9 protein-coding genes are annotated in these 12,002 nt (G+C 70.3%); 4 read left to right on the forward strand and 5 right to left on the reverse strand.

Annotation, left to right across the window (positions count from 1 at the left end; genetic code table 11):
- Positions 1-170 precede the first annotated feature (170 nt).
- Positions 171-1,415: an FG-GAP repeat domain-containing protein gene (locus AC5LSR_RS17390; protein WP_493468682.1), complete on the reverse strand. Its 1,245-nt coding sequence runs from the start codon at positions 1,413-1,415 to the stop codon at positions 171-173.
- A gap of 1,246 nt (positions 1,416-2,661) precedes the next feature.
- On the opposite strand from AC5LSR_RS17390, the gene AC5LSR_RS17395 reads away from it, so the two are divergent.
- Positions 2,662-3,687 (forward strand): hypothetical protein, encoded by a 1,026-nt coding sequence (locus tag AC5LSR_RS17395; protein WP_493468683.1) that lies wholly within the window; start codon positions 2,662-2,664, stop codon positions 3,685-3,687.
- 175 nt (positions 3,688-3,862) lie between these two features.
- Complete coding sequence (locus AC5LSR_RS17400) at positions 3,863-4,444, forward strand: TerD family protein (RefSeq protein WP_250286157.1); 582 nt, start codon at positions 3,863-3,865, stop codon at positions 4,442-4,444.
- A 220-nt stretch (positions 4,445-4,664) separates the two neighbouring features.
- Here AC5LSR_RS17400 and AC5LSR_RS17405 read toward each other — a convergent pair whose 3' ends face one another.
- From AC5LSR_RS17405 to AC5LSR_RS17415, 3 genes are all read right to left on the reverse strand, one after another.
- Positions 4,665-6,464: a hydrogenase maturation protein gene (locus AC5LSR_RS17405; protein ID WP_250286155.1), complete on the reverse strand. Its 1,800-nt coding sequence runs from the start codon at positions 6,462-6,464 to the stop codon at positions 4,665-4,667.
- A 153-nt stretch (positions 6,465-6,617) separates the two neighbouring features.
- The gene (locus AC5LSR_RS17410; protein WP_250286152.1) at positions 6,618-7,604 is read right to left on the reverse strand and encodes an MHYT domain-containing protein; all 987 of its coding nucleotides are present in this window, start codon (positions 7,602-7,604) and stop codon (positions 6,618-6,620) included.
- Between the two features lie 416 nt (positions 7,605-8,020).
- On the reverse strand, positions 8,021-8,296 hold the full coding sequence (locus AC5LSR_RS17415; protein ID WP_250286151.1) for a type II toxin-antitoxin system RelE family toxin: 276 nt from the start codon (positions 8,294-8,296) through the stop codon (positions 8,021-8,023).
- 420 nt (positions 8,297-8,716) lie between these two features.
- On the opposite strand from AC5LSR_RS17415, the gene AC5LSR_RS17420 reads away from it, so the two are divergent.
- Positions 8,717-9,136 (forward strand): CoA-binding protein, encoded by a 420-nt coding sequence (locus AC5LSR_RS17420; protein WP_250286149.1) that lies wholly within the window; start codon positions 8,717-8,719, stop codon positions 9,134-9,136.
- A gap of 13 nt (positions 9,137-9,149) precedes the next feature.
- On the opposite strand, the gene AC5LSR_RS17425 is transcribed toward AC5LSR_RS17420, so the two are convergent.
- On the reverse strand, positions 9,150-10,811 hold the full coding sequence (locus AC5LSR_RS17425; protein ID WP_493468684.1) for a hypothetical protein: 1,662 nt from the start codon (positions 10,809-10,811) through the stop codon (positions 9,150-9,152).
- Positions 10,812-11,238: 427 nt separating this feature from the next.
- Between AC5LSR_RS17425 and AC5LSR_RS17430 the strand changes: the two genes are divergently transcribed.
- Positions 11,239-11,592, forward strand: a complete 354-nt coding sequence (locus AC5LSR_RS17430; RefSeq protein ID WP_493468687.1) for a DUF5999 family protein — start codon at positions 11,239-11,241, stop codon at positions 11,590-11,592.
- Positions 11,593-12,002 lie beyond the last annotated feature (410 nt).

A 12,002-nucleotide genomic window follows, 5' to 3' on the forward strand; every position in this document is an offset into this window, starting at 1 on the left:
CCATCTTGGCAGGTAGGGATCCCGAGCACCGGCACGCCGGCCGCGCACCACAACGCCCGGACCCGGCCCAGCTATCGGCCCAGAACCTCATGGACCGCAACCGTCAGCCCGGAACCAGTGCTCCCCGCGAGGGGCCTGAATGACTGCCGGCCACGGTCCGCGGCCCCTGTTCACGGTAGGTGCCTACCAGAGGTGACCCCCAGGACGATGTTGTGGACGGGAAATGCGTCGTGCCACTTCTGGGCGTCAGCAAAATAGTTGACGAGTTCCCGCGTCCGGGATGTCCAGAAGGGGCTGGCGGGTCCCCCAGGCGTCCAGTAGAAGCGGCTGAGAGCGACCCATACGTCCTGGGCGGAACCACCGGTGAAGCTGACGACATCGTCCCGGCCGTCACCGTTGAAATCTCCCACGCCGGGGAATGCGGAGCCGGCGGCGAAGTAGTCCTGCCATTTCACCGCCGGGCTGACGAAACCCGACCCGGTGCTGAGCGAGACCCACACGTCGGCGGCCGTTCCCCGGGTGAAGGTGACGAGATCGTCCTTGCCGTCGCCGTTGAAGTCTCCGACAGCGGGCAGTTCTGTACCGGCAGCGAAGTAGTCGTGCAGCTGCGTGGCGGGACCGAAGCCGGCGCCGTCGCTGAACGCGACGTGGACGTCCGCCGCCGCGCCCCGGGTGAAGGCGACGATGTCGTCCTTGCCGTCACCGTTGAAATCCCCGGTCTGGGGCACCGTGGTTCCCGCCGCAAAGGCCGTGTGCCAGGTCTCCGGGGCGGTGAAGCCCGCGCCGGTGGACAGGGCGGCCCGCACCTGCCCGGCGGCGGGACCGCCGAGGACGAACACCGCGATGTCGGTGAGCCCGTCACCGTTGAAGTCGCCGGCGGCGGGTACGACCGAGGTGTCCTCCGGGGTGATCAGCGCTCCGGCGCTGATCGAGTCGTGCCAGGCCGGAGCATCGACGAAGGCGGACCAGTCACTGAGAGCGACACGCACGGCCCCGACCTCGTCGCCCCTGTTGGCGACGGCGACGACATCGTCCCTGCCGTCCCCGTCGACGTCGCCGACCAGGGGCGCCTCGTCGCCGGTCAGCGGCGAGGCGCTCCAGGGCTCCACCGGGCCGAAGGTCCGCTCGCTGGTGTAGGGCGGTGGCAGCGGAATACTGATGGCGACGTTTATCCCCACAGCGTTGTCGAAGGACACGATGTCGTCGTAGCCGTCACCGTTGAAATCCCCGCTGCGACCGGCGATGCCGGGCAGGCTGGCGGCGTTCACGCTTCCGGTGAAAGCCCACGTCGCCGGCACCAGGACAGCGGCGACCAGCAGCGCCCGGCCCAACCCGCCGAAGAGCGCGCGACCATGATTTTTTCGTGCGCCCGGAAGCCTCGGGCGCCCGGGCCGCGCACTTGTTCTGTTTCTCATGTTCCTACTTCCCATGTGTTCGGCCGAAGCCGTCCCCCTGGCCGGCACCTTCACGAGAAAGCAGCACCTCGAGGGCCATCGCGATCCCGGTCGCTGGATCCATCACGCCTTTCCCCGGCGGGGGTCGCGGTCGGATTTGACACGCGTCCGCGGCTTGCGGCGGTCAGCTCAACGACAGGCGTCGGCATGCCGACGCCTGTCGGGACCGGGGGCCGGGGCCAGAAGCCGGAGACCGGGAACCGGGAACCGGAAGCCTTGTCCCGCGGCGACATGCCCGTGACCAGAGAAGCCACGCCCAGCTCCATATCGTTCATCGACGGTTACCGCGGGACGCGCCGATTCCGGGAAGTATCGTTCACACGCAGTGCAGGCCGGGTAGCCCGGGGGATCTCTCTCCCCGGCCTGCCCGGCCTGCCCGGCCTGCCCGGCCTGCCCGGCATCCTCGCCCTCGGCCGACGAGGTTCACCGATCCGTTCTCGCCAACCGTGAAGACCTGGACTCCGGGAGCGCCAGTCGTATCCTCGCGAACGCTGGCCCGCTTCGATGGGCGCCGATCACCGGAGAAGATCGGCGTAATTTTGTCGTTGTGTACGCTTTTATGGCCAAAAAGCGTACACAACGACAAACTCGCCTGGATCATGGTCTTTACGGGTGAGTGGTCGTGGATGGGATCCGCGCTACCTGACCGGCGCTCGAGACGTTGCCGGACGTGAGCCGGAACCCGTTCTACGGCGGCGCGGGCCGGTGCGGGTACAGCGCCGGCGCCGTCGTCGCTGTACCCGCACCGGCCCGGAAGCGGGCTTCAGCGCCTCCGGCCAGGCTGGCCCGCCTGCCCGCCGTCATCACCGATGCGCCCGCGTCGGTGGGTCCGCCCGCCGGAGCCCGCGGGCCGGCGGGGCGCGGACAGCGCCGGTCCGCCCGGGTCCATGACCGTGCTCTGCTCCAACGCGTCATCGACGGTCTGCGCGCGCTCGACGGCTGGACACGAAGAACAGCGGCCGACCACACCGACAGAGGATTGCCTGGCGTCGGCGTTGTCGGGTGAGATCGTCATTGACGAGAACGTCATGTGTTTGTCGCTCTTTGTTACAGATCGACCGGTTCAAATCGCTGCGCGGGTGACTTTCGTCGACCTAAGCTCGATTCGATGGCGTGGAGCGCGGGGCGTGACGGCCCCGATGGGGGCCGGCATCGATCGCCGTGGAGGCGGTCGGGCCGGATTCTTCCCGTTCGCTGGGGGCGCCTTGTGGCGCTGGCACTGGCGTTGGCGATCGCGGCCGGGCTGGGCGTGTGGCTGCGTTTCCGCCCCCTGGAGTCGGCCAGGGCACAGCCGGACACCGCCGTGACAGCCATCGAGGGACGCCAGCCGGGGGGTGGTGCCGCTGGCGGCGAACCGTCGGCGGCGACATCCGCGGCCGGTGCGCAGCCGTCCGCCGGCGCCGCCACGGGTGCGCCGGGGCAGCCGGGGGCGGTTGGGGCGGTGGCGGCCGCGGGCGCGCCGGGCAGCCCGTCCCCGGGCGCGACGCAGCCGCGGCCACAGCCCGCCGTGACGGCGGCTGGGACCGCGCGCGTTCTTTCCGGGGATACGGCGGTCACGGTGGGTGGCGGGCTCGTGCTGTCGACGGGTGTCGTCGACCTGGGGGCGGTCAACTCCTCGGCGGCCGTGGAACTGCGCAGCACCGGCCGCCAGCCCGTCGGCTTCCGGTTCGCCGCCACGCCGTCCTGGCTGTCCGTCGCGCCGGCCACCGGCACGGTCGCGGCGGGTGATCGCAGGGCCGTCACCGTCACGCTCGACCGGTCCGCCGCGCCGGCCGGCGTGCTGGACACCTCGGTCGCCGTCGCCACCGTCGGCGGCGACGGGAAGGGCGGGACGCTGCGGGTGACCGCGGTGGTCTCCGGCCCGCCGGCCATCGACGTGCTGACCGTCGCCCCGGCCGTTGTGCGCACGACGGGATGCCCGGCCGCGGCCGGGCCGACGGTGTCCACGGTGTCGGTGCGCGCGACCGATTCCACCGGCGTCTTCCGGGTGGACCTGGTCGCCCACCTGCCCGACGGGAGGACGGCCACCAGCGCACTGAGCCTGGGTGAGGCCGCCGAGCAGTGGTCGGTGTGGTCGGGGCCGGTCGGGCCGTCGGCGGTCCCGGGCCCGCTGTCGTTCAGCGTCACCGTCACCAGCCTCGACGGGCTGCGCGCGCAGTCCAGCGGCTCGCTTGAGGTCGGCTCCTGCCCGGCCGCCGAGCCGACCGCCGCCGGGCCGGCCGGCGCGGGCTGACAGCGCCGGGACTGACGGCCCCTGGCTGACGGCCCCTGGCCTGACGGCCCCGGGGGTGACGACGCGGCGCGGCCGGTGTCCCGGGCGGCCGCCGTGGGCCGTACGCGCGGGGCGACAGGTGAGTGCGCGCAGGGTGTGTGTACGGGCGTGTCCCGCGCAGTCTAGGCTTTCACCCATGGCATCGGTGTCGTTGTCCAAGGGCGGCAATGTATCCCTCAGTAAGGTCGCCCCCAACCTCCGTGCGGTGACCGTCGGTCTCGGCTGGCAGGTACGCCAGACCTCCGGCGCCGACTATGACCTCGACGCGAGCGCGATCGTCGTCGACGACCGCGGCAAGGTTCTCTCCGACCAGTATTTCGTGTTCTTCAACAACCTGGTCAGCCCGGACGGGGCGGTGAAGCACCTGGGCGACAACCTTGTCGGTGGCGGTGGCGGGGACGACGAGCAGATCACGGTCGAACTGTCCGCGCTCGCGCCGCAGGCGTCCAAGGTTGTCTTCGCGGTGTCGATCTATGACGCGGATGTTCGCCGGCAGACCTTCGGCCAGGTGCGGAACGCTTTCATCAGGGTGAGCGACTCGACCACCGGTACGGAGATCGCCCGTTATGATCTTACCGAGGACGCGTCCACGGAAACCGCGATGATCTTCGGTGAGCTCTATCGGTATTCCAGTGAATGGAAGTTCCGCGCGGTGGGCCAGGGATACGCCTCGGGCCTGCGGGGAATCGCCCTCGACTTCGGCGTCAACGTCTCCTGACCGGCTGCTGTCCCGACCGTTGGCGTTGGTCAGCAGGAAAGCCGAGGTGTTCGGCGGGCCAGGTGGGCGCCTCCGTGGAGGATAACTCTTACGGATGAGAACTCTTACGGAGACGCCCGCTGTTTTCGCCCGCTGTTGTCCGCCTGAAGGGCCGCCGGCGGTGCGCTGATGTTTTTCGCGCCGCCGGCGGCCCAGGGCCTCGGGCCCCTCTACGGCGATGTCAGGTGGTCGGGGCCGGCGTCAGGAGTCCCGATGACTGCGCGCCGATCGTGGCGGCCGGGCCGCCGGTGACGGACGACCCCTGGAGATCGTCCCGCCATGCCAAGGAATGCCGGTGGAGAGCGATGTTCTGGGGGGTCGCCGTGGGCTTTTCCTTGAAGACGAATGCCCGGCGCAGATCGGCATGGCGGTTCTCGGTGAAGAAGTTGACAGCCATCCGGCTCAGCTCACGGGTGCGGTAGACCTCAAGAGGCATCTCGGCCTCGTCGGCGGCGAGCCGTGAGGTCTTGGCGTCCAACGCCTCCTGCCAGCCCGCGCCGGCCAGTTCGCTGGCGAGGGCCAGCAGGGCGTCGTCGTACTCCGACGGCTCACGGGGGAGCAGCCGGTCCACCAGGCCCATGTCGGCCGCTTCCACGTCACCGACGGGAAGGCACTCGGTGGTCAGCGTCGCCGCGGCATCCTTACCGACTCGTCGTGGCAATGTGTACGTCCAGTATTCGGATCCGTACAGTCCCATGTTGTCGTAGTGCGGGTTGAGTACCACTCCGGTACGGGCGGCAACCAGGTCTGCGCCGAGTGCGAGCATGATGCCGCCGGCGCCGGCGCTGCCCGAGATGCCCGCGACCACGAGCTGGCTGGTGCAGGTGATGATGGCCTGGCACAGGTCGTCCATCGCGTCGATGTTCGTCCAGGCGGCGGTCGCGGGCCGTTCGGCCGCCTCGATCACGTTCAGGTGGATGCCGTTGGAGAAGAAGGTGTCACCGCCGCGCAGCACGATCACACGGGTGTCCTGCTGGCTCGCCCAGGTGAACGCGGCGAGCAGCCGGCGGCAGTGCTCCGTGGACATGGCGCCGTTGTAGAAGTCGAAACTGATCCACCCGACGGGGCCGTGACGGTGGTAGCGCACGTCCCGGCCGGTCTCCGGGCCGGGAGCCTCCGACGTCGCCACCGGCAGCGGCTGGACGTGGTCGGCCAGCACCAGGTTGGCCGGGAGTTTGGGCTGGCTGGCGCGGCGGAGGTGCCCGATCCACACCGCGCCGTCAACGGTGGGCACCAGCACGGCGCCGTCGCGCCGGGACAGCAGGGTGTTCTCGCGCTCACCGTCGCGGGCCCGCGTGGCGGTGAGCGCGACGGCCGGGCTGGCGTCGAAGGCGCGTAGCTGCTCGCCGAACAGCAGGCAGGGGGCGCCTGGTGAGCCGTCCGATGCCGCCACCTTGCGCAGGACGTCGCTGGTGGTGTCGGTGTCCCAGTCGATGCGCCGGTCGTCGGCGCGGGTGGAGGGCCGCAGCCTGCCGCGCAACCGGTGTGCCGGGATGCTGTCGAGCGGTGTGGGCACGAATCCGACGACCTGTGCCTTGTCGACCACGTCGTGGATGACGGCGATGGCCGCGTCGGTGACCGGCCCGTTGTAGAGTGCCGACTTGCTGATGCCGAGTGGGACGGCGAACTCACGGGCCGACCAGATCGGCCCGGCGTCCATCTCGGCGACGGCCTGCAGAGCCGTGACTCCCCAGGTCGACGCCCCTTCCAGAATGGCCCAGTCGAGCGAGGACGGCCCGCGGTCACCGACCGGCCCCGGGTGGATGATGATCGTCTGTCGGGTCATCCAGATGTCGTCCGGTACCCGTTCGCGCAGGAAGGGGCATATGATCAGGTGAGGATCGGACAGCCGGACGGCCTCGCGTATCGTTTCCGCGCTGAGCGCGAGCTCGACCGTCACACGGTGGCCCGCGCGCTGTAACTCGACCCATGCCCGCTGGGTGAGCCCGTTGAACGCGGACGAGAGTAGAAGAATCTTCATTTTCTTTCCTTGTCAGAGGTCAGATCGAAACTCCGAACGGGTTTTCGGGTGAACCTGCTCTCCCGTGATCGGGATATGGGGGTGCGTGGATCCACGGGCTGGCCCCGCGACGGGTGGCGGCTCCCGGCGCGATGATCGCCGCTGGCGGCCGTGTCACCGTCCCGGAGGTCGCGACACGCGGTGGCTCTGCCTGGGCAGACCGAGTTCCTCGAGGTCCGCGATGGAGGAGGGCGGGACGGAGGAGGGGGTCACCTGCGCGGTTACGGCACCGGCGTCGGCGGTGGATACCGGCTGGTGTGAGCGCGCCGCGGCACGCGGTGCGGGACCGCGGCCAGCACGAGAAAAGCTGGCGTGGGCAGGCTTTTCCGAGCGGATGGCGGCGAGGTAGTGATCATCGGGTATGGGGGCGCCGATCCCGCCGGTCGCGGCGAAGATGATGAACATCAGAACGATGGACGCGGTGAAGGTGGTGATGGTCCCCATGGCGAAAGGATCGACGCCGTGCGGCCGTGGCACGGCGGGGTCGGCGGTGACCCGCGTGGCTGCCATGCCCGTGTAGTGCATCCCGCACACCGCTACCGCCATGATCACCGATGCGACGGCGCGCCGGCCGACACCACCGATGTGGAACGCGATCCAGAAGGCGGCTGTCGAGGCCACGACGGCGATGACAACGGACAGGCCGACCAGCGGCGTCACGTAGCTGATCGCCCCTTGGGTGTGCATCGCGTACATGCCGGTGTAATGCATGGCGGCGACACCGGCTCCCGCGACCGTTCCGCCGACGAGCAGCCGCTGGAGGCTGTCGGGATCGGCGGCTACCACCGTAAGCCCGACGCCGGCCACGACCACGGCGATGAGCAGCGACAGGCTGGTGACCACCTCGTTGAACGTGATCCCCAGCTCGATACGGTAGGCGACCATCCCGACGAAGTGCATCGACCAGATCGCGCACCCGCCCAGCGACACGGCCGTGAGAGTCATCCACGCCAGCCGGCTGGTGCCGGTGGCCGTACGTAAGCGGACCGCGCACGCCAGGGCCGCGAACGAACCGAACGCGGCGAGAAGGAAGGACAGCAGGACGAACACGGGGTCGTACGAAGCGTGCAGATGCTCTGCTGCGGCACTGACTGATCCCATCCAACCCCCAGGAGTTCGCCATGTGACACCCAGGGGGCTGCCGGGTAACGGCATCTGATCAGCAGCCTCCGGATCTTCCGACGGGGCAACTATAGCCCGACCGGGGCCAGCCAAGTGATGGGTTTCACGCCAAAATAAGTTATCTAATTGAATTATTTCAGGACTAACTATAGTTAAAAGAGATTTTTATGGACAAAGCGTCATGAGACGAAAAATCTTACTTTGGCAGCCAAAATATTCACTTTAAGTGATGCCTCTGGGGTGGATGGCCCGGGCGACGACCGCTGGCCCGCTGGCAGGCGTCGGCCGTCGGCAGGCCGGAGGCAATGCGATGCGATCATGTTTTCCGCGCCCGTGGCTCCTGCCGGGCCCGGCAGCCGGTCCGGGAGGCCCGGGAGGCCCGGGTCCCCGGGCCACTACGAGGCGCGACTGGCCGGATGACGACGGTGCGCGACCACCATCACCCGGACGGACAGCGTGTTCGCGTCCACCTGGTAGAGAATCCGCCAGGACGGGCCGGTCGCCTCCCACATCGTCGAACGCGACTCCGACAGGGGCGTGCCCGCCCGGCGCGGGTCGTTGCGCAGCGGGCCGCCCAGGAACCGGCGGATCTCACTGGCGGTCCGGTCGGGCAGCCGTTGCAGGTCGCGCTCGGCCGATGCCGCGACTGTCACCTCGTGGCGGGCGCTCATACCGCCACGCCGTTCATCCGTGGGCGTGACGAGCACGGGGCCGGCACGCGTGTCCGGTTCTTCACATGGTGATCGTAGAAGTCCCCGCCGCCGGCCGCCGGGGTTTCCGGCCGGGCGGGCGAAAAGGGCGGGACCACTTCGCCTCCCGCCACAATCTGTGATGGAACCTGTGACGGCGCGGCAGCCCGTGACGGCGCGACGGGACCGGCGGCGACGGACATGACGCCAAGGCTACTCATGTCACTCAACGTCCGGTGTCACTCAACGTCCAGCCGCCGCTCGGGCACCTGCCGGGCGCGGCCCGGCGCCGGCGTGGCTGCTGGTCCCCACCCGCCCGCAGGATCTCCGGCACGGTCATTCCTCCGGCAGCCTTCGGCAGCCAAGGAATGACCGTGCCGGTGTCACGGGTTGGTGCCGGGTGTGCGCTACGGAACCGACGAGATCATCCGACGGATGCTGGCCGACACGAAGGTCTGGGCGGTGGTGGGGCTGTCACAGAACACCTCCCGGGTCGCCTACTCCATCGCGGCCTATCTGCGCGCGCACGGCAAACGGGCCGTTCCGGTCCACCCGTCCGCGCCTGTGGTCGCGGGTGAGCAGGGCTACGCCTCGCTGACCGAGATCCCGTTCCCGGTGGACGTGGTGGACCTCTTCGTCCGCTCGGAGCTGGTCGGCCCGGTGGTCGACGACGCGGTCGCCATCCGTGCCGGAGGGATCTGGATGCAGCTCGGTGTCCGCGACGACGCCGCCGCGCGGCGGGCGGAACGGGCCGGACTGCCCGTCGTCATGGACACCTGCCCCCGCATGGAGGCGCCCCGCCTGGCCGGCTGGGCGCCCTGACGGCCCTCCCCGGTCACCGGCCGCGCCCCCTGGCCGCCCCGCGTACCCGGGTGCCCGCACGGCGGCTGGAGTGCGCGGGCCCGCGGTGTCGCCGGCGGTGACGCCGCCGGGGCAGCCCGGGCCGGCGGCGGGGCTGGGCATGGGAGATCCGCAGCCAGCCCAGCGCCGCGGCCGGCGGGAGCAGCACCAGCGTCGGCAGCAGGTAGCGGTAGTCGAAACACACCGTGGCGGACGGGACCACCAGCAGCGCCATCCCCGCCGCCACCAGCAACGCGCAGTCCGCGCGCAGCCGCCCGGCCCCGCCGCCGGTGCCTGCGTCACCGCCGGTGCCGACACCACGGTCGGCAGTGGCACTACGGTCGGTAGTGATGTTGCTGTCGGTAGTGGCACCGCTGCCAGCACCGGTGCCGCCGCCGAGGCTGGTGCCGCCGAGGCTGGTGCCGCCGGGGCTGGTGCCGCCGGCCCGCTCGGGACCGGCGCGCCGGCCCGCGGGCAGGAAGCCGGCGGCGCCGAGCGCCACCATGACGGCCAGCGCCGGCCCCGGGGTGAAACCGTAGCGCTGGTAGGCGCGCAGGAGCGCGGCCGGCTCGGGGCCGACCCGCCGGTCGGCCCGGGTACCGTCGAAGGTGATCAGCGGTGCGCTGATGTTCCAGTACGCCGGCGTCGTCTCGTCGGGGAACTGCCAGCTGCCGACGTACCAGTCGCGTGCCCCCACCCACCGGCCGGGGGTGAGGAAATGGGCCACCTCGCCGGTCACCATCCGTGCGTAGTCCGCCGGCTGGCGCCGGATGACCTGGCGGGCGAACTCGGCCAGCGCGGCCTTCTTGCGCGCCTCGGGGAGATCGACGGTGAACCGGGGGCTGTTGTGGTTCCACACGTAGTAGTTCGGCCCGGGCCGCTGCGCCGGCGGATGCGGCGAGCAGAACAGACGGGCGTCCGGGCTGAGGTCCAGCCGCGCGCAGTCGGCGATGGGCGCCACCCGGCCGTACAGCCAGTACGTGTCGCCCCCGGTCAGCGCGTAGGCGCCGTGCGCGGAGTGGAACCAGACGGCGTACCCCACCAGCGGCGCGGCCAACGCGCCACCGAAGACGACCGAACGTGACCAGCCGAGCCGCCGCAGCAGCACCCAGGCCAGCGCCAGCACCCCCAGGACGACCCCCACCGTGCGGACCAGCGACGCCAGGGCCAGGCAGCCCCCGGCGAGCACGCAGGCTGTCACAGACGGTCTCGGTGCCCACAGCAGGGCCGCGACGGCCACGACGAGCAGCGCCTCGAACAGCGTCTCCGCCATGACGAAGTGCTCGATGTTCACCTGGTAGGCGTCCAGCAGCACCGGTGCCGCCGCCAGCGCCGCCACCCGGGCGGTCACGCCCCGGTGCACCAGCAGCGCGTAGAGGAGGATGCCGAGCAGGACGCCCATGAGGTGCTGGACGGCTGGTACCACCCACAGCCGGTGTGTCACGGACAGTGCGCGCAGCAGCAGCGGATAGCCCGCCGGCCGGACCGGGTCGGGCACCAGGGGCCGGGCGAGCCGCAGGTAGGCCATGGAGTCCCCGGAGAACTCCAGGGCCGGCCGATAGGCGATCATGGCCAGTGCCCGCAGGACGACAGCCGGTACGAGGACGATTGTGATCGGGACGACGACGGCGGCCGGGAGGCGCCCGCGGGCCGCCATCCGACGGGCGGGTGCGGCCGGCGTGGGTCCCGATCCACCGGGGCCTCCTGATCACGTCATGCGCGGGTCGCCGGCGAAGTGGCCGGGCATACCTCCGTAAAGGGTCCCAGGGAAACGTACCGAAGGGATTTTCCGGCTATCTGTCGGCATCCGGTCAGCGCCCAGCGCGTGTCCTGTCGGCATCCTGTCGATATCCAGTAAGCGTTGTCATATCCGCTATCTGTCACCAGGTGATTCCGGACCGCTGACACAGGGCACCGGCCGTCGCAAATCGAAACGCAAGGCGAGCGAACGGAGACACAAGGCGCGATACGCCGGGCCGCGGCGGCCGTGTCGTATGCCGCTGCCCCTGTCGTCCTACTACCGACAGCCTGAGAGCGCGGGTCGATGTGACGTCCGTTACGCGGAGGCGTAATCTTCTGTGACTGTGCGAGGAACACCGGTTTCTGGAGATCCATCGACAACGACGTCGGCGAGTCCGCAAGTACCCACCGAGGTCCGTCAAACCGGCAGGGGGGGCTGTCCTCACCAGCCGCCGTGCCCATCCGCCAACAGTCCCGGCCGGGACGCCGCGCGGGTGACAAACCGGCACTGCGACCAGGGCTGGAGCTTGTTGTGTAATGGTGTGATTCTTTTTGATGACACGGGGGAGATTCTGCCGACGGGGGGCATCATCGAACCGCGGCGTGTGCCTCCGAGGCCGAGGAGCATGGTCGGCAGCGGCGCGGTTGCCACGCGGCAGCCGATGGCCGTGCCCACACCGCGCGTCTGGACGGCATGAGGCGACCGGCCGGCCCGGGCCGGCCTGTGACGATCATTCGGTCGACGAGTACACGAGGATGACTGTCCGGGCGCGGGTCCGGGTACGCGGCGGCTCCGGCGGGGCCGCTTCCGCGACGTCCCGATCGGGCCTATCCGGCTGAACAGTGCGTGATGGTATCTTTACGCGTGGCTGAGGGGCGCCACCGAGGCTGTCCGGCCGGACGGGTACACGAGGGGTACGCGGCGTGGTTTTCGCCCGCTCGGCGGCCGGGACCGCTGCGCCCTCAGGCCGGAGAGCGGGCGGGATGGCCCTGACGCGTTCGTCGGACCGGATCCCTCCGGTTCTCCCGGCTGTGCCGACAGCCGGCTGACCGCGGTTTGGGTCGTTTTTGGTGGGCGTCGGTCGCCCGGGCACCGCCGCTGTGACGG

It is taken from the genome of Protofrankia sp. CiP1_Cm_nod4, from assembly GCF_982290645.1.

Coding starts and splice junctions, on each gene's coding strand:
- AC5LSR_RS17390 (WP_493468682.1), bottom strand. CDS start 1,415: ATGAGAAACAGAACAAGTGCGCGGCCCGGGCGCCCGAGGCTTCCGGGC.
- AC5LSR_RS17400 (WP_250286157.1), top strand. CDS start 3,863: ATGGCATCGGTGTCGTTGTCCAAGGGCGGCAATGTATCCCTCAGTAAG.
- AC5LSR_RS17405 (WP_250286155.1), bottom strand. CDS start 6,464: ATGAAGATTCTTCTACTCTCGTCCGCGTTCAACGGGCTCACCCAGCGG.
- AC5LSR_RS17410 (WP_250286152.1), bottom strand. CDS start 7,604: ATGGGATCAGTCAGTGCCGCAGCAGAGCATCTGCACGCTTCGTACGAC.
- AC5LSR_RS17415 (WP_250286151.1), bottom strand. CDS start 8,296: ATGAGCGCCCGCCACGAGGTGACAGTCGCGGCATCGGCCGAGCGCGAC.
- AC5LSR_RS17425 (WP_493468684.1), bottom strand. CDS start 10,811: ATGGCGGCCCGCGGGCGCCTCCCGGCCGCCGTCGTCGTCCCGATCACA.